Annotated in this window: 16 protein-coding genes; 14 read left to right on the top strand and 2 right to left on the bottom strand. The window is 67.0% G+C overall.

Features of this window, described 5'->3' with window-relative positions; translation table 11 throughout:
• The first annotated feature begins 54 nt into the window (after positions 1-54).
• A complete protein-coding gene (locus DL991_RS40885) occupies positions 55-1,962 on the top strand; it encodes an FtsK/SpoIIIE domain-containing protein (RefSeq protein ID WP_125789709.1) in 1,908 nt (635 codons plus the stop codon).
• Here the strand turns inward: DL991_RS40885 and DL991_RS40880 are convergent.
• Positions 1,956-2,210: a hypothetical protein gene (locus DL991_RS40880; protein WP_125789708.1), complete on the bottom strand. Its 255-nt coding sequence runs from the start codon at positions 2,208-2,210 to the stop codon at positions 1,956-1,958. The genes DL991_RS40885 and DL991_RS40880 overlap by 7 nt on opposite strands.
• A gap of 329 nt (positions 2,211-2,539) precedes the next feature.
• Here DL991_RS40880 and DL991_RS40875 point away from each other — a divergent pair, with 329 nt between their 5' ends.
• The 7 genes from DL991_RS40875 (at position 2,540) to DL991_RS40845 (ending at position 9,808) form a co-directional block, all read left to right on the top strand.
• Positions 2,540-3,127 carry a hypothetical protein gene (locus DL991_RS40875; protein ID WP_125789707.1) on the top strand — a complete coding sequence of 196 codons (588 nt, stop codon included), beginning with the start codon at positions 2,540-2,542 and terminating at the stop codon, positions 3,125-3,127.
• Positions 3,128-4,481: 1,354 nt separating this feature from the next.
• Positions 4,482-4,904 carry a response regulator transcription factor gene (locus DL991_RS40870; RefSeq protein ID WP_125789706.1) on the top strand — a complete coding sequence of 141 codons (423 nt, stop codon included), beginning with the start codon at positions 4,482-4,484 and terminating at the stop codon, positions 4,902-4,904.
• 439 nt (positions 4,905-5,343) lie between these two features.
• A complete protein-coding gene (locus tag DL991_RS40865) occupies positions 5,344-5,991 on the top strand; it encodes a hypothetical protein (RefSeq protein ID WP_125789705.1) in 648 nt (215 codons plus the stop codon).
• A 15-nt stretch (positions 5,992-6,006) separates the two neighbouring features.
• On the top strand, positions 6,007-6,204 hold the full coding sequence (locus DL991_RS40860) for a hypothetical protein (RefSeq protein ID WP_125789704.1): 198 nt from the start codon (positions 6,007-6,009) through the stop codon (positions 6,202-6,204).
• 231 nt (positions 6,205-6,435) lie between these two features.
• Positions 6,436-8,487 carry an NAD-dependent DNA ligase LigA gene (gene ligA, locus DL991_RS40855; RefSeq protein ID WP_125789703.1) on the top strand — a complete coding sequence of 684 codons (2,052 nt, stop codon included), beginning with the start codon at positions 6,436-6,438 and terminating at the stop codon, positions 8,485-8,487.
• 88 nt (positions 8,488-8,575) lie between these two features.
• A complete protein-coding gene (locus DL991_RS40850) occupies positions 8,576-9,016 on the top strand; it encodes a helix-turn-helix domain-containing protein (RefSeq protein WP_125789702.1) in 441 nt (146 codons plus the stop codon).
• Positions 9,017-9,355: 339 nt separating this feature from the next.
• Entirely contained in the window at positions 9,356-9,808 is a 453-nt protein-coding gene (locus DL991_RS40845) for a single-stranded DNA-binding protein (RefSeq protein WP_125789701.1), read from the top strand.
• A 705-nt stretch (positions 9,809-10,513) separates the two neighbouring features.
• Here the strand turns inward: DL991_RS40845 and DL991_RS43165 are convergent.
• Positions 10,514-11,215 (bottom strand): hypothetical protein, encoded by a 702-nt coding sequence (locus tag DL991_RS43165; RefSeq protein WP_199754299.1) that lies wholly within the window; start codon positions 11,213-11,215, stop codon positions 10,514-10,516.
• Positions 11,216-11,253: 38 nt separating this feature from the next.
• Here DL991_RS43165 and DL991_RS40835 point away from each other — a divergent pair, with 38 nt between their 5' ends.
• The 6 genes from DL991_RS40835 to DL991_RS40815 all read left to right on the top strand — a co-directional run bounded on the left by DL991_RS40835 (position 11,254) and on the right by DL991_RS40815 (position 18,202).
• Positions 11,254-12,405, top strand: a complete 1,152-nt coding sequence (locus DL991_RS40835) for a DUF932 domain-containing protein (protein WP_125789700.1) — start codon at positions 11,254-11,256, stop codon at positions 12,403-12,405.
• 262 nt (positions 12,406-12,667) lie between these two features.
• Entirely contained in the window at positions 12,668-12,820 is a 153-nt protein-coding gene (locus tag DL991_RS42805) for a hypothetical protein (protein ID WP_158634505.1), read from the top strand.
• Positions 12,821-13,084: 264 nt separating this feature from the next.
• Positions 13,085-13,807 (top strand): DUF4326 domain-containing protein, encoded by a 723-nt coding sequence (locus DL991_RS43160; protein WP_199754297.1) that lies wholly within the window; start codon positions 13,085-13,087, stop codon positions 13,805-13,807.
• Between the two features lie 310 nt (positions 13,808-14,117).
• A complete protein-coding gene (locus tag DL991_RS40825; RefSeq protein WP_125789699.1) occupies positions 14,118-14,450 on the top strand; it encodes a hypothetical protein in 333 nt (110 codons plus the stop codon).
• Positions 14,451-14,987: 537 nt separating this feature from the next.
• Positions 14,988-16,319 (top strand): site-specific integrase, encoded by a 1,332-nt coding sequence (locus DL991_RS40820; RefSeq protein ID WP_255433437.1) that lies wholly within the window; start codon positions 14,988-14,990, stop codon positions 16,317-16,319.
• Positions 16,319-18,202, top strand: a complete 1,884-nt coding sequence (locus DL991_RS40815) for a hypothetical protein (protein ID WP_125789697.1) — start codon at positions 16,319-16,321, stop codon at positions 18,200-18,202. Before DL991_RS40820 ends, DL991_RS40815 begins: the two co-directional genes overlap by 1 nt.
• Positions 18,203-18,312 lie beyond the last annotated feature (110 nt).

Here is an 18,312-nt window from a genome sequence, read left to right as displayed (position 1 = left end):
ACCACACACGCCTCAGGAGACCTCACCAAACGGCGAGCTCCAGCACCATCCGCAATGGACGCCGCTCGACGCAGACTCAAGTCCTGCCGACTTCGCCGGCACCAAGAGCGCGACGCCGCGTCACAGGTCCAGCGCATCGAGCGCCGGATCGCTCGGCGACAGCGCGCCCGAACAACCGGAACCTGGCTTGTCCGGCACGCGTGGTGGGTGCTGCGCGGCCTCGGCCGAACGGGCCGGGCGCTGTGGCAGGTCCTGTGGGATCCGCAGCGCGAGGCGTACATCTCCGCGATGCTCGACCACAGCAATCCCGACGGGGCTCACCGAGCCCGTCTGAAACTGCGCCGCGACCGTCGAAACAGCGTCGTCCTGCTACTCATCCTCAGCTCTTTCACCTACTTCGGCGTCGACCACTGGGGACGTGAACTGTGGGCGAAGGTGCCGTGGTGGTCAGTCGTGGTGACGGGAGCATTGGTTCTGCCCATCCTCGCCCTTATCGGCCGCCCCGTACCGGAACCGCACGACACCGACAGACCCGCCGAAGCGATGCCCCAGAGCCTCTCGCTCGGCGACTCAGCCCGCGGCGTGGCCACAACGCTGAGCGACGCATTCACCAGCAGCAAGATCCGCGTGGACGTGAACGAGGCCGGAGTGAAAGCCGAACCCGGAGGCTGGGGCTGGACGGTCACCCTGCAAGTCCTCGACAACATCACCGAAGCGAAACTGGACGCGTTGGAGCGTCACCTCAACACCCCTACCGGTGGCCTTGTCTTCGCGCGCGTTCCGGAAGCCGCGCGCGTCATGGTCGTGAGGATCGTGATGCGGGATCTCCTCGCCACTCCTGTTGACTCCCCGGAACGCGCCTGGGGCTCCGTACGCGATCCCGTAGAACTCGCGACCCGCTACGACGGGGGCCGCCTTGCCCTCGAACTGTTCGCACGCCACACGCTCATCATCGGGCGCACAGGATCGGGAAAGTCCGGTGTCCTTCATGACTTTCTCGACGCGCTCACATCCCGTCACGACGTGGACATCGTCGCTATCGACCTCAGCGACGGCCCGGACCTGAAGTCCTGGAAGATGGCTGTGCGCCGGTCCGCCTTCGGTCCCAACGTGGAGAACGCCGAGCGAATCCTCCAGAACGCGGTCGACTTGATCCGGCACAACACCGCTCGGCTCGGCGCACGGAACTTCGACCCCGTTACAGACGGGCCGGGCCACGTCGTGGTCATCGACGAGTACGGGATGGTCGCCGAGATCGACGCGCTTCGAATCCTGGTCGAATACATCGTCACCTACGGGGCGAAAGCCGGCGTGTGGGTCATCCTCGCCAACCAGCGAGCCGTCAACGACATGATGGGGACCTCACGGCTGGGGAGCCAGGTCCACCTCAAGGTGTACCTCGGGATGTCTGCCGAAGACGCACAAGGTCTGCCCAAGCACCTACGCGAACTCGGAGTCCGGCCCCATCTCTTCCGCCAAGCGACCCGCACGCACGCCAACGATGCAGGTAAAGGCTTCGTCGTCGACGCCGAGACCACGCCAGTTCTTGTGCGGTTCGACCGGACGGACCGCCTCATCGCCGTCCGGCGCGCCAGCGAGCGAGCACCGATGCGCCCCGAGCCGTCCCAGCAGTACTTGGACGTGGTTGCTCGCGAAGAGAGTCAGGGCGTACCCGAACTTTTGTCGGCGGTGCGATCGACAGTCCTTGAGATCGCGAGCCGCGAAGGACGACGGCCGGCGCGAGCCTCAGGGGAGGAGATCGTGCGTGGACTCCGGCGACGAGGCATCGTCATCGACAAGCTGAAGCTCGTCGGCGAGCTTCGCAAGGCAACGCGCGGGGCTATCGTCCACAGTCGTGACACGAACATCGGACCTGGCAACAACCCGAAGGGGTTCTACCTGGACGATCTGGACCGAGGGATAGAACAGCTTTCGCGTCCGCCGGAACCGCAGGGTCAATAGGTTATTTCGACAGACCAGACGTGTGGGAGATCCGCTGGAACAAGCACGACACCAGTGACCTCGAGAACCTGGGCAACCCAGTCCGCCACCGCCTGGTCTGGTTCGGCCGCAGCACCCGGTCGGCTGGCTTCAGCAACAGGGCCGATACCTTCATGCTCGCTGACGAGCACCCATGCCGCGTTCTGTGTCCCGCGGTCATTAACCTGCACCTGCCACGAAGTGGGGATGGTCGGTTGCTGCTCAGTCATGCTGGTCGTCACCTTGTCCGTTTCGGTAGCAGAGTGTCCGCACTCGAACATTCCAGGCCTCGATGTGGCAGGCGGGCGCCGCGTCAGCAGATCGGTCCCAGGTACCGCATGCAGCAGGCAGCACCGCGGCTGACTGCAGATCTTAGGCGACGCGGTCGGAAGCCAAGCACAGCAGACCCGACGGCCGGCGCTGCCACGCAAGTAGACGTAGCCCGACCTGTTCCAGCGCCATGACCGGCCGTCGGGTCCGCAGATACGAGGTCCCGACCGCGCGCGCCTCCGTCCAGTCGGGAAACAACCACCAGGAAACAGCAGAGAGGATGATCTCCATGTCCCATTCAGACAGCCCGCACGACGCGAAGCTCGAGTACACCCGCGACATCGAGATGGACAAGCACCGCTATGTCGTGACGGTCAGACCCGACCCGGACGACGATGAGGTTAGGGTCATCGACCTGATCGGCGCCGCACCCGATGCCGAAGTGATCGTGGAGGGCCGCCTGATTGTCCACAAGAACGCCTTGCCGCACCTGGGTGCGCTCCTCAGCGAAGCCTTCCCAGACCATCGACTGCCGAAAGCGCGCAAATCCCGTCGCCGTGGCTACGGCAAACCCACTCAATCACACCGTCCGTGGACCGACGAACTCAAGGCCTCGCTCCACGGCGCGTGGACCGCAGCCGATCCCGGCGCTCCGGCACAGCAGATCGTCGAGGGTATTGCGGCCGCTCTGAACGTGTCGGCGGACACCGTCAAGGAGAAATTTCAAGCACCCGAGGCAACTCGTGACCCCGCGAAGGTCGTGTCGGTGATAGCAACGATCATGCAGCGATCTGAAGGCGCGATCCTGAACCAGCTACCCAGACAAAGCCTTGACCCGGAACGTCCTGGATTCCGAAAGGAGGACGGCACGACTTGACCAATCGGGTTCTAGGACCGGTACGTCGTGTCCGCAGCGTGGCTTCGATGCCTCGTCACACCGAGATTCTCTGTGGGAGGGCGCAACGTTGTGGCGCTCAGCGCCGCGTGCCGTGCAGTGAGTTTCGATTGCTCGCCCGGGGTGCACGCCGCGCCACCAATCCTGTGGTGATCCGCTCCGATGGCGGACAGGCCGCTGATGGCTATGATTGATCTCGCCTGTCATTGCTATCCGATCGTTGCCCATGGCGGCCGACGTTATACTCACAGGCAGCCACGCTCCGCGAGCAGAGCAGCTGCACACGCCGCGGCAGGGCATCAAGATCGGCGTCGGTGTTCGCGACGCAGCGCCAGACATCCGCAGGATCATCTGCTCCCAGCGTATGCGGAGGCGAACAGGTGCGCCGGGTACACCCGCAGACGCAGCCGGTTATTGGCGGTCAGCTCCTTCGCCAGCGGCGCGGAATCCAGTAAGTGCAGTCACTCCGTCCAGCGCCCAGCCGAATCGAAGACTTATCTCCTGTCGCGCTGCGGCGAGAACACTCATCGAATGCATCAAGAGTCGAGTTGACGTCAGTGCCGCAGGCCAACCACGTCTGCCACAAGTAGCTGTCGGACACTCCAGCGAATCAGTGGTCGTGCCCAGACAGCCGAAGGCCCATCAGCCAGAATGCATGTGGCACCCGTCTACTAGAGTTGGTATTTCGCCAGCGTTCTCGCTGCACCTGAGGCGGCTTGTCCGGGAGTTAAGCGGTGCTCGCATCGGCACGAGCCGAGATTCGCCAACCGCCGTTCGGCGTCAATGACACGGCGGATCCACAGCCTGCGGGCAGCCGCTTTCGCCTGCCTGACGGCCACGAAGCGCTGTGACTCCGCCTGCAGAACGTGGTAGCAGGCCGGGCACAGGTCGCGAGGGTCCTCCAGGTTGTCCCGGAATGCCCTGCTCCCCGCTTCCCAAGCGATCCACGTCGCAGCCGCCCACTCAGCCAGTGGATGTTCCGCATCGCCGTCACAAGCCAGCTCCGGAGACTGAACGCTTCTTTCACCAGCAGCGCCCCAGCCCAGGTTGGTCCGCTTACGCCTGAACGGCCACATCGAGTGACTGCCTTCCTCGCGTAGGAGCGCTTGGGGTTGCAGGGCCACAGTTTGCCACGCCTCACCCGCCCGGTTCCCCAGCCCCTGCTGCCCTTCCGGTGCTCGTTCCTCTCGCCGCGTGCGGCGCTCCCAGCACAGCAGACCACCGGCTCGGGCGGGCATTCCCGAGCACCGTCACGTTCAGCACATGGCCCGCCCGAACCGGCGGCCCGCTCCTGCCGACGCGTACACACACCGCCGACGAGGGAGCGCACACCGAGATGGCTCAGAACGCTATTTCTCCTGCGGAGCAAAAAGTCCTTGAGCAGATCGCCGCGGGGCGTACCAACCAGGAAGCCGCTCGCGAACTCTGGCTATCCAGTCATACGGTTGACAAGCACGTCAAGAACATTCTGAAGAAGTTGGGCGCAAGTACCCGCTCGGAAGCGGTGAGTAAAGCCCTTGGGTTGGGTTTGCTCAAGGGCCGAAAGCCGAAGCCAGCCAAGCTGACGGAAGCGGAAACCGAGGTCCTGTCGTTGGTCGCCAAGGGATTCACCGAACCACGTATCGGGTTCCTGACCAACCGCACCGTCAACACCGTCCAAACCCTGGCGCGCCGAGCGCGCACGAAACTGAACGCGAGCAGCAACGCGGAAGCGATCGTGATCGCCACGCGCCTCGGACTACTCAGCGACCGCAAGTAGGCCCACGGCGTGGGCCTTTCTCCGGCGGCACTAGTGGTCGGGCCGCCCTCGCCGGGCGGTCCGACCACCACCGGCACGGAGAGCTACTGGACTGAAATGGTTTCCACAGTCCGGCCCTGCACCGCGTCAGTGATCCTGGCCGTGAGCATCGCTCGACGTCCCGCGCAGCCGTAGTCGTGGGCGCTTGTTCATGCCGAAACGAGTATTCAACCGATGTGATCGACATCGATTAAATCGCGCCTCGCAGCGTTGAGCCGAGGTTAGTGGTCGGTCAGCGACGCCCACTAGGAATCCCGCGTTCTGCCCATGGAAGCGATTGCGGTACTCGGCGACCACAGCAGACGCGCAGGGGGCAGGCAAGATAAGCGATTGTCGGCCCCCTGCGCGCCCGCTGGTTGGACTTGCGTCCCACTTCACGTGCCCCCAGAGGGAGAACTTCGTGAACCTTGCGAACGTCACCGCGCGTTGTTCCTATTACGTTGCGGATGCGACTGCACGATCGATCGGCGCCGCGCTTAACATCTGGGACTCCGTTGACGAGTTCGTGTACGACCGCTGCGGCCGATCCTTCGGGTGGCCGGAGCCGCCAGCCAGGTTGGAATACCGGCTGCGTAAGTACGCGCAGCGTCGCGGACTTCCTGTCTACATCCCCGGTGCCCTGGCCGCGCGCTTGAATGACCAGCTCGACCCCGAGTTGTCGCGACCGACCGTGCATGCGGTGCTGCGGCTGCCGGAGTCAGCGACTCGCCGGATCCACCCGTGGTCGCCTGGAGCCGACTACATCGCGGTCACCACGGCGCGTAGGTGGGTGCGACGAGACGACAAGAACGCTGGCGCACTGCACCTCGTCCATAACGCAACCGGCAACGTCGCGATCGGACATCCACTTCGGACAGCTGCTCTGCCCGCAGGCACAGCGCTCTCATTCGCGGGCGCCGCACCTGAGCACCCGGAATTGACGTCGTCGACCGGCTGGCGTGAAATGCCCATCGACAAGGCACACCCCGCGTTGCGGTACCAGGACGAGGTCCGGTCGCTTCGCGAGGAACTGCGGGAACGTCTTCGCCTGGGCCAGGACAGCTATTGAGCGTTGGTGCCCACCATGCAGGTCAGCTTGCTGCCGCAAGGTGGATTTCAGATCGGGCTCGAGTTGTCCGCCGGTCCCGAACTCGACGGGATTTCCTTGCTGGCCGGCGAGCTCTCCCGCCTGGCCCGCGGCCTCGGCGCCGAATCTGGCTGGGTGATCTCCGCGGTCGGCTGGACTCCCGTTCCCCGCGCGACGAACAGCCCGCTGCTTTAACCGCTGTTTCCCGCGGCCTTGCGGAAGCTGGGCCTCTCCGATTCCTGGCCCTATCTGACGATGGCACCCGAGACAACGTAACTCGCGGCTGGTGACGCACCCCTGCGACTGAAGCACGACGCGCCTGGCCCTCGGGCCGGGGCGTCGGCTCAAGCGCCGAGCCCCTGGGGGCCGGGCGCGTCGTGCTTTTCCGCACGGGTCCACGTCACCACCAGCGAGGAGCACATACTCATGGACTCCGCCCCCGCAACAGCGACTCCGTTCGACGATCTGGCCGTATTCGAGCAGGCCGTCGAGCGAGCACACACCGCCGCGAAGGCCTACTTCGGCGGCGAGACACCGCCCATGCCGGACGGCGACTACGACCACCTGGTCGCACGCATCGCCGCGAGCGTGGCGGTGAATCCGCAGTGGGACGATCGCGGTGTCTCCACCGCGGTGGCCGCCGGCGAGTCGGGTGGGGCGGTGCGGCACGAGCCGCCGATGCTCAGCCTCGACAAGATCACCGCCGCCGCCGAACTTCGGCAGTTCACGAACACGCTGAGCACGTGCACGGCGGTGGTCGAGGCCAAGTTCGACGGCATGGCCTGCCACGTCGACTACCGTGACGGCCGCCTAGTCCGCGCGGTGAGCCGCGGAGACGGCGCAGCCGGCGATGACATCACCCACCAGGTCACCCGCGAACCCGGCGTCGCCGGGCTGCCCGTGAGCCTCCCGCACGCATGGAGCGGGTCGGTCCGCGGCGAGATCTTCATGACCAACGCCGACTTCGAGCTCGCCAACAACGCCCGCGTCGCCGCCGGCAAGGCGCCGTTCGTCAACCCGCGCAACGCGGTCGCTGGCTCGATCCGCAAGATCGAGCGCACTTACAGCGTGCCGATGAGCTTCGCCGCCTACGCCATCAGCGGTAACGGCCTCGAGGACGTCGACAGCCACCTGGAACGCATGGCCCACGCCCGCCTGGCCGGGATCACCACCGCGGCCATGCTCACAGCCGGATCGCTTCCCGCCGGCACACTGACCTACGGCCGCCGTGCCGAGGACCTGCAGCGTGCCGTCGACGCGCTCGAGAAGCTACGGCCACGCCTCGGGTTCCCGGTCGACGGGGCCGTGATCAAGGCCGATTCGCGTGCTGTCCGCACCCGGATGGGCAGCCACAGCAGCGCGCCACGCTGGGCGGTGGCGTACAAGTGGGCCCCCGACACCGCCTACTCGATACTGCGAGAGATCCATGTCTCCGTCGGCAGGACCGGCCGCGCCGGCTTCCGTGCTGTCATCGACCCGGTGACCGTGGCAGGGACCACGATCCGCTACGCGAGCCTGCACAACGTGGACTGGATCGCTCAGCAGGGGCTTGGTGTCGGTTCCCGCGTTGCGGTCGTCCGCGCGGGCGACGTGATCCCCAGGGTCACCGCGGCCGCTGGTGAGCAGCCGGAGGATGTGGTGCCCTGGATTCCGCCCACCAGGTGCCCGCAATGCGATCAGTCCTGGGAACGCTCTGGGCAGCTCTGGCGCTGCACCACGCCGGCCTGTTCGCTGGTGTCCTTGCTGACCTACGCCGCCAGCCGCGACGTCCTCGACATCGACGGGCTGGGGGAGGAGGTCGCGGCCGCGCTCGTGGAAGCCGACCTCGTCCGGGACCTAGCCGACCTGTACACGCTGTCATCCAACCGGGTCGCAGAGGCATCGTACCTGCGCGCCGGCACCGCGGTCGGGCGCCGCATCGGTGCGGCCACCGCGGCCAAACTGGTCGCCGGCATCGCGGCGGCGAAGGAACGACCACTGGCCCGGCACATCACCTCGCTCGGGATCCGCGGGACCGGACGCCGTATGGGCCGCATGCTGGCTCAGCACTTCGGAACGCTCGACGCTCTGCGCGCTGCCACCACCAATGATCTCGCCGTAGTCGACGGCATCGGCACGGTGACCGCGTGCTGGATCCGCGCGGGCCTGCACGAAGCCGACGCAGTTCTCGACCGGCTGATCGCTGTGGGCATCACGACCGTCCACGACACCAAACCGGCGGTGGCAGACGGATCTCTGGCGGGGAAGCGTGTCGTGATCACCGGAGCGATCCCGAGCATGACCCGGACACAGGCACAGGAAGCCGCCGAACGACTCGGTGCCACCGCGTCCGGCTCGGTCACCGCCAAGACGGACCTGCTCATCGTTGGAGCAGGCTCCTCGGCCCGCAGCAAGCTCGCCAAAGCGAACGAACTCGGTGTCCCCACGATGTCCGCTGAGGACTTTCTGGCCCTGCACGCCGCGGCTGGCACCTCGTAGCCAGCGCACGACCGACACCGGCGCGGCCCTGGGATCTCCCGGGCCGTGCCGGTTCACACCCACCCTGCAACCACGGAAAGGGCACACCGTGCCGGGAATCAACCGCTCGATCTCGATGCAGTTCATCGTCCGCTCACTCGCACACGCCCGAGACCACGAGTCCTACGGCGAGAAGATCGCCCGCGAAACGGGGCTTCGGTCCGCCTCCGTCTACGGGGCGCTCAACACCCTCACCACACGAGGCTTCGCCCAGCGGACACGCGAGGAACCGGGCGCCTATGGCACGCCGCGCCGCTACGTTCAGCTCACCGCCGCCGGACTGGACCTGGCGAGGAAGTGGAACGTGCTCAGTCTCGAAGCCACTGCGGCACAACGATTGCTCGCGATCGCCGAGGCACTTGATCTTGCCCCAGGCAGCGCACTGCATCGAGCAGCTGATCAGCTCTGTGACTCGAGCTGGGCCGTGCCACCGTTCGACAGCGCGGCCGTGGTAGCCGCAGTCCTTGGTCCCGCAGGCCCGGATCAGTAGCGCTGGGGCTGAAACGGTGATCACCCCGCGGACGCCCGACCGGAACGGACGCCCCCGTCGCCGGATACAGCCGGTCCCGGCGAAACACCCCGGTGTCCTTCCCAGACATCTCCCTGTCTCGCATCTACTGTCGTTGTTGCTGGCCGGTGGTGGAACGAGAACTCGCAGCACGTCAGCAGACCTGGCTGGGCGGGTCAAGGCAAACCGCTGACGCGGTCGTCGCAAGCGCCGAGCCTTGCACCTCGCCCGTCCGGCCCGCTGCGGGACGCGTGTTCACGCACCACAACCACCGACCACACAGGACACGACAGGTGTCTTGGTAGAATCAGGAGAGATGCCATGGCTGGAGACACCGTCATCACGGTGATCGGCAACCTCACGTCCGACCCGGAGCTTCGCTTCACCCCTTCCGGTGCGGCGGTCGCGAACTTCACGGTCGCGTCCACCCCGCGCACACTGGACAAGCAGTCCGGTGAGTGGAAGGACGGCGAGGCCCTGTTCCTGCGCTGCAACATCTGGCGTCAGGCGGCCGAGAACGTCACCGAGTCGCTGACGCGTGGCGCGCGTGTCGTCGTGCAGGGGCGCCTCAAGCAGCGATCTTTCGAGACCAAGGAAGGCGAGAAGCGCACGGTCGTCGAGCTCGAGGTCGATGAGATCGGCCCGTCGCTGCGCTACGCCACCGCCAAGGTGAACAAGGTCAGCCGCGGCACCGGTGGAGGCGGCGGTGCCCCGTCCGGGGACCAGTGGGCCAACGACGCCACCTCGGCGCCTGCCGACGAACCTCCGTTCTGATTCCGCCGCGTGTCGCGGCCGGTGCCCACCGGGCACCGGCCGCGACACGATGCCGGGAATATCGACGATCGCACCAACCCGCTGGATCTGGCTAGCTCGGCTCCGCGGTCCTGACGCTCCGGTCCCTGCGCGTTCGGCTCACCGCGCTCCTCGCCGGAGGCGAGCACCGACCACGTGGTAGCGGCCCACGTCGCCGCCAACGGTGGGCCGGACACCATCGCGTCAGCACTGGCCGAACTGCGCATCACGGTTGTGCGCCTGCCACCCGGTCCGGATGCCGCGGACCTCGCCCTCCTGACCCACGGCCGACCTCCTGCGGCTCCTGGGACGCCGAGCGAGGGGGGCCTTCGAGGCTGGGCTATCGAACCTGCGCGCCTGATCAAGCCACGTACCGACTCGCCGGACAGGCGATCGGTGGGCTAGTTGCAGGATTCTTCGTCACCGTCGGCCGGCTGTCGCTGGACGTACTTGCGTCCCGCCGGGCGCAGTGATCGGCTTACTTGGCATTGAGCTGGAGGTCGGGGCGGTGCGGGTTCAGGGCCGCGAGCATGTTTCTGAAGCCAGCGACCGGCTGATCTTTCCGACGCATGGTGGTGGCGAGATCCAGATGAGGTCAACGACGTCAGGATCAGGTGCTGCCCCAACCGCAAGCCGCGCGGGCAGACGGCTGGTCGAGCCGGAATGAACAGTGTCCAACTCCGGCGATCATGCGGTGGCTGAGCCGCCATGCTCGCGGTTGCGGTGCCGCTCCATCACAGCTTCAGGATCGAAGTAGCCGGTGGAGGCCTGTGCCGCGAACAGTTTCCATTCCGTCGGGGTGTACGTCATGACCAAGTCCTCGTCAGTGAGGGGAGGGGTCCGCCGGACCGCGGTGTAAATGACGCCGTCCGTGTGCTGAACAAACGCCACCTCGACGACCTCGACGCCGTCTGCAACATCTTCGCCGCCTTGCCAGTGCGCGTCGGTCAGGTCGAGGTGACCGAGGACGTCACCGCTCTTGCTGTAGATCGGTGCAGTGGTCCTGCGCATCGCCTGATCCTCACAATTCAGCTGGTCAATCGAGCCCGAAGGTATATCCGACCGCAGAAGCCTCATCATGATGCCCCGCTGGCGTGACCTGCCCGCCATGGCGAACTGACCCCGGCCTGCTGATGCTCGCCCGCCGCCGGTGGCGGCCGCGCACTCTGGACCACCGGCGCCCGGCTGCGCCCGATGCCCGCACGACCGCGCCGATCGGGTGAGACGCGCCTCGCTGCGCTCGGTCGCCTCCGGCGATCCCACCCGGTCGGCCGACCGCGGCGGGCCCCGGCCGGTCCAGGCATCGGCGGCCCGGACGAGCGCCACGCCCACCGCCAACGAGGTGAGCAACAGCAACCAAGCCAGGCGCTGTCCGCCGGCGCTCGCCACACGCCGGTTCCCCACCACACCCGAAGGAGCACCACGCGATGACCACCGTGGAGTCCGTCCTCACCCGGCGCAACGCCACCCTGCGCGACATGGCCGAACTTCTGCAAAGCCAGCACGACGCCAAGCTCGACGTCGTCGTCCCCGCCCGTGACCTGCGCATGGTCGGCGGACGACTTGCGATCGACGGGATCGGCGAGCCGACGATCACCCTCGACGGCGTCACCTCGAGCACCGGAATCTTCGTGCCCACCGCCACCTGCGACGGCGGCTTCGCCGACAAGCTCGGCATCCCGGTGAAGTACCTGCGCCGGATGCGCGATACCGGACACCTCGACCTGCTCGACCACAACATCAACGAATGGCTCGCCGAGGCCCCGAACAAGCGGTTCCTCGCACGCAACCTCCGCGGCGTCGACGGTGCCCCCGGCATCTCCCGCGCGTTCCTGTCGGAGAACTACCGCTTCGTCGACAACCTCGATGTGCTGACGGCAGTCCTCGAAGGAATCCGGCTGGCCGGCGTGCACGTGGACGTGTCCCAGTGCGACCTCACCGAAACCCGGATGTACGTCAAGATCCGCTGCCCGGAGATTTTCGCCTACGCCCCCGCGCTGCTGCGCAACTACACCAGTCCGTTCACCGGGAACCGGGGCGCGGACAACCCGGTGGTGTTCGCCGGGTTCGTCTTCAGCAACTCCGAAGTCGGCCACGGCAGTTTCTCCATCACCCCGCGGATCACCGTTGAGGTCTGCGACAACGGTATGACCTTCACTCAGGATGTCATGCGCGAAGTGCACCTGGGCGGCAAGCTCGCCGACGGCGTCGTCCGCTGGAGTGCCGATACCCAGGCCGCGGCCCTGGACGTGCTGGTCAAGCAGGCCCGCGACGCGGTCAACACCTTCCTCAACCCGGCCTACCTCAAGGCCAAGATCGCTGAGGTGGAGGCGGAAGCCGGTGTGCGGGTGCGCGAGGTCATGGAGACCCTGACCTACGTCGGCAAGCAGCTGCGATTCACCGAAGCCGAACGCGCGGTGATCCTCGACCACTTCTTCGACGCCGGCGACCGAACCTCCGGCGGTGTGCTGCACGCGGTTACCAGCGCGGCGCAGACCATCACCGACGCGGACCAGGCCTACGAGCTGGAACGTCAGGGCATCCCGGCGATGCGGCACGCCGCAGCCTTCCAACGCTGAACTCCGACGGGCGGCCGGGTAGCACCCGGCCGCCCTGATGAGCCCCTCTCGCCGGGCACCTCGCAACTTCCCAAGGGCCAGGTCCAGGGGCGTCGCTGGCGACGCGGCCGCACGAACCCGAGCACGCCGCCGGAGAGGCACGCGGCGATGAACCCGGCGCTGCCCGCCCAACAGACCGCAGCCTCCCGACAGCTGCTGAACTGGGCGGGCAGCGCCGGAACCCCCGCCGTCCTGCGGACCTCTCTGGCTGGAGGGCTGGACCATGGCCGGGAACGGCGTCCCCATCCAGTACCAGATGCGGCCCCAAGGCGACGGCACCTGGATCTTCGAGCCGACGAGCTTCCCTCCCGACGGCTGGGCAAGGCCGACGCAGCGCTTCGCGATCCAGATCACCGTCACCGAAACCCAGCCCTAAGACACGCCCGACACTGAACAGCTCCTCGGATCGGTCGTCTCCCGCGCGCTCGGGAGGCGACCGATCCCTTCAGGCCGCACGCATCCGCGACCAAGTCCACCTGCCGCCTGCGGCGCGCGTGGACCGGCCACGCCAGCAGACCGGCGACGGCCGGTCCAGGCCAACACCACCGCGCGGTCCGGCTCCGCCGAGTCTGGACCGCCCCGCATCGCCGCCCCGCTGCTCCGCCCTGGTCCACGCATCGCGCCGACCAGGAGGAACACAGTGCGCACAACCATTTCCGTAGATGACACCGTCCGCCAGGTCCTTGCCGAGTGCCGCATCGACGACAACCGCCTCTACCTGTCGGATCGCCAGTTCGACCGCAAGCTCTACCAAGGAGTCAACAAGGTACTCGAAGCGCTGGGCGGAACCTGGAACCGCAAGGCCAAGGCCCACCTGTTCACGAGTGATCCCAGCTCGGCCATCGCGAACGTCGTCGCTGGAGGCAAGATCGCGCCGCTGGCCAGGGTGACCGAAGGCTACTTCGCCACCCCGGCATGGCTCGCCGAGAAGATCGTCACCGAGTCCGACATCCCCGACCTCGAGGCCGGGGCCGAGGTCCTGGAACCCTCCGCCGGTGACGGCGCCCTCGTGCGGGCGATCCTCGCCGCCCGCCGGCCCGCTCCCGGTCCGATTCGCGGCTCGCAGATCGACAGCCGCTCGGCTGACCTCGCCTGGCGAAGCCCTCGCCCGGCGGGCGATCACAAGTCCGCAGAACAGGAGCACACCGTGGCCCATCCGCTGGTCGTCCACTGCAAACGTGACCGGTACGACGTCTACATCGGCCGGGGCGGCAAATGGGGAAGCCCGTTCAAGATCGGCACCCACGGCACTCGCGAGCAGGTCATCGCCCGCTACGAGCAATGGCTGCTTACGCAACCACACCTGCTGGCCTCGCTCAGTGAGCTGAGCGGGAAGACTCTGGGGTGCTGGCGCGCACCTTGAGCCTGCCACGGCGAAGTCCTGGTACGGCTGGCGGCCCGCGTGCCGCGTCGCTCGGGAGATGCACCGTACCCGGCTGGGGAGGGCATCGCGTATCCGAGACCTTCCTGACACGTCGATACCCGGCGGGCTGAGTGACCAGACCCGCCGCCCGGTTCCGCGGGTTGTGCAGGAACCCGCGATGTCAGCAGATCCCGGCCGGGCTGTCCAAGCCAAGTCGCTTCGCGATCGGCTTCGCCGAACCTGGACAGCCCGGCCGGGCTCCGCCCTTGACCTCCTGGTCCACGCACAACGCGCCGAACAGGAGAAAGCCATGGGCAGGAGCACTTCCGTCCGTCAGCCGAGCGAAACCGACCGCGAGCACTTCGAACGCGAATTGTTCGAGTACTCGAACCACACGATCGTGGAATCCGCGACCGTCGAGAACGTCTTCTACGCTGCCGTGCGCACGAAGGGCACCCGCAAGGTCTGGGCACTGGTGGTGACCATGCGTAAAGCTGGCGGCGCCAAGTTCCGGTACCTCGACATGATGGAGACCGACGGACCCAGCGAGGCCAAGGCGCCCGCCGCAGTTCTCAACGCACTGAGCCCCACCACCGATAAGAAGGCGCTGAGCTGGCGAGAGCGGTGCCGGACGCGTCGATGAGCCGCATCACCGGCGTTGCTCGGTGTCCGGGATGCCGGGAGTCGGTGACGCTGCTGGATGACACCGGTACGCCTACTGCCTCAACAGAGACTGCTCGTGCGACGGAGTCCCCGCCGGGGAAGTCGTCCTCCAGGACCAGCCGGGGCGCGGGTTGCCGCGGCCGGTCCTGGAGGGCCGCCCCGTCCCGTGGCTGGCGCCCGTCATCGGCGACCGGGTCGCCTGGACGGCTCTCAACGAACAGCGCGGGCTCGAAGCTCAACGATCGTGGCTGTGCCAGGTGTTCTTTTCAGGGTTTGAAACTGTCTCAGTCTCATCCATCGGTGGCGGCGACGCGGCTCGCGTTGGGTAGTCAGGTCCGGTAGGTCTGTTCCTCGATTCTCATCGAGTGGAAGGCCGACGTTGTTTCTGTCGTTTGTGGACCGTTCGTTGCTGTTCCGACTCCTCGAAGGCTCTGCCGCTGATGCCAGGCAGGTGGAGCGCTTGTTGGATACGCGCGCGATTCCGGATGGGACGCCGTGCTTCCTCGACGAGGTCTCGATGTTGCCGGTGGAACCGTTGTGCTCGTGGTTCCGGCACCTTGCATACGAGAACAAGAGCGCCAAGACGTTGCGGGAGTATGCCTACATCGTGAGGCGGTACGTGGGCTTCTTGGAGTCACGTGGCCGCAGTTTTCGTGACGCGACCGAGTCGGACCTCGCGGCGTACCGAATGTTCAGAACGCAGCTTCAGGACCGACCCGTCGGAGAGGCCATGTGGGCGAAGGAGGCCCAGCTGCTCAATCAGCTGCACCGCTGGCTGGAGCAGTCCGGCTACACCGGCGTGAATCCGGTCCGCCAGGCGCGCAATGGCCGCAGCGCGCTCGCCCCGAGAGTGGTACAGGGGATGAATATTCGGCACATGTCCTTGGCGCAGTACCGCTTTTTCCGGGACATCGGGCTGGCGGGCCAACTGCCGGACTCGCGGATCGACACGACGTTCCGCGGCCGGAGCTCGCTCCGGGCTCGTGCGGCGTGTGATCTCGCATTGTCGACCGGGATGCGCCCGCAGGAGTGGTCGACGCTGTTGTTGCCCGAACTCGGAGAAGGGGAACGTCGCCCGGGGACGCCGGCTGTGTTCGAGGTGCAGGCCTGCGCCAAGTACGGCAAGCGGCGGGAGGTTTTCGTTCCCACCGGCGCTGTGGACTCGGTGGCGAACTTCGTCGAGCTGGAGCGGCCGGAGCTCGCGGCGGCCTCTGCAGCCGCGCTCGAGCGCCGTCGCGATGAATTGTTCGTGATCGACCGGATCGACGGAGCCATCGGCCGTTGCCACGGTGTGCTGCGGGGACGACGGCGGGCGTTCACGCTCTCGGCGATGAGCCCGCAACTGCGCCGGATCGCGGTCCGGGACACACACGACGGCCTGGAAGCACTGGCGGTGTTCATCGGACATGGCGGGCAGATGATCGGGCCGTCGAACTGGTACCGCATCCGTTGCGAGGCTTGGGATCGGATGCGGCGGCACTCCGGCGAGACCGACATGCCGCCCTTGCCGCCGCGCCGGTGGCGCTGGCACGACCTGCGGCATACGTTCGCGCTCCAGCTGCTGTCGTTTCTCGAACAACAGCTGGACGGTGAGGCGCCGGACGCGGTCACTCGGCGGCGGCGGCACGTCGCGTACCTGGGCGGGCATATCAAGCACAACCCGTTGCTGATCGTGAGCCGACGTCTCGGTCACGCGAGCCCCGCGACGACGTACGCCTACCTCGAGTACACCGATGACCCGATGAACGCGGTCGACGCCGCGTTTCGCGAGTGGACGGTCGAGGACGGCGACACCTACGCCGACATCGCCCGGCACATGCTCGCCTCCTCTGCCGGGCGGGGCCGCTGATGCCCCGCCGCGGCGACCGGCAGCGGAGCTTCCCACCTGCCGGGCGGGAGGCGGATGAGCCGGCGAGCCGGGTCGGGATCCGGGTTGTCCATGCCAAGGATCGCACCGGCCGCGAGTGCCGGATTCAACTCGACCCGGCCGAGTTCGCGTGCTCGACTCTCGCCGGCGAGCTGGCCGACGAATGGGTCGATCACATCGAGGCGGTCACAGCCCGCGACAGCACGGCCACCTACTACCGGCAAGGCATCCGAAGTTTCTGCCGTGCGGTCGACGACCAGCTCGGCGCGGACGCAGCAGCGGCCAGCCTGGCCTCGTCGAGGCCGCGGCTCGGGCCGATCCTGCTCGACTGGGAACGCAGGTTGCCGTCCGGATCGCGGCCGGGATCCACACGGCCTGCGGTGATCGCTTCGGCTTTGCGCGGTCTCATCGTCTTGCGGGCGCAGCACGGCCGCAGACCGGTCGACGACAACCTGCTCAGCATCATGCACGCACCGAGCACCGTGGAATGGGGACGGACCGACGAACTCGACGAGTTCTCCCGTGCCGAGAAGACCAGCATGATCCGGGCAGCTTGGTCCGACATCCACGCACTCGAGGAACGCCTTCGTCACGGCTGGGATCGTTCCAGCCGCGGCGTTCATCCCGACGAGCCCGCCGACTGGCTGGTCACCGACAACCTGCTGCGAGGCCTGGCCGACCGCAGCATCACACCCGAGGAGATCCCCCAGCACCTGCCGCCGTTTCACGACTGGCCGACCGGCCTGCGGGAACAGATCCCGTACCCGGCGACCGCGGGAACGCTGCGCGGTGCCAAGCAGGCCCTGGTGCGCCGTCTGCTCGCCCTGCTCTACCCGCGCAGTATCGACCTGCACCCCTTCCGGGTCCTGATGATCGCGGCCACCGGACACACCGCGGAGGAGATCACCGCCTTGACGACCGGAGATGTCGAGTTCACCGAGGACGGTGCCCGGCTCCGGCTGACGAAAAACCGCGCGAAACGCGCACGCACCCACGTTTTCACCGACCGGCCGCGTCTGGAAGTCAGCAACATCCTGCGGCGCCTGCTCACGGTCACCGAGCACGCCCGCCTCCTGGCCGGCGACATGCAGCAGCGGCTGTTCACCGCGGTCGGTCTCACCTCCGCGTTCCAGCTCAGCGCTGGGCTCTGGTCATCCCAGGGACCGAACAGCTTTCGCGCATGGCTCGACGCCGCCGGGATCAAGGTCTGCGGCACGACCGACATCCGGCGGCTGCGGAAGTCCACCAAGGTGGAGAAGGCCATCGCGTTCGGCGGCAGGGTCGCCGACATCGCCAACGACCACCACGAGGAGACCTTTCGTCGGCACTATGCGCAGGGCACCACGCTGCGGATCCTGTCTGGAGACGTCATCGCGACCGCGCAGCAGCATTGGTTCGACACCGCGCTCACCGGGCCCACCGTGCTCACCACGAAAGGTATGGGCAATCTCAGCGCCACCACTGAGCAGTTGGACGCGCTCGGTTTGACCGCCGAGGAAGCCGAACACCTGCGGCAGGGCACTCTCGACATGGGTCTCACGCAGTGCCGGGATCCGTTCGACTCGCCCTACAGCCGCCCCGGCACGCTCTGCGCCGTCGCGCCGTTGCGGTGCCTGGAATGCCGTAACGCCTGGGTGCTGCCGGACAACCTGCCTCAGCTGGTGTTGTTCGCCGACCACCTCGACCGGCTCCGCAGACGAATGCTGCCGGAGCACTTCGCCGCGTTGTGGGGTCAGAGCTACGTCAATCTCACAGCGGCGCTGGCCGAGCGCACCGACGAAGAACTCGCTCTCGCCCGAAGGCAGATCGGCGACGGCGCGTCACTGCATCTTCCCCTGCGCGCCACCGTGGAGTTCGACCTGTGACCAGCCCTCTGTGCCGACCTCAATCGAGTGCAACCTTCCGGGACGAGGAGCCCGTGCTGGGCGAGCACTCGTTGTTGCCGGGTGCCGTCGTACCGTGCTTCGCACAGCAC

The organism is Amycolatopsis sp. WAC 01375 (genome assembly GCF_003947325.1).
Lineage (GTDB): Bacteria > Actinomycetota > Actinomycetes > Mycobacteriales > Pseudonocardiaceae > Amycolatopsis.
Note: the sequence above shows the minus strand (reverse complement) of the source record. Positions and strands in the feature narration are given on the sequence as shown.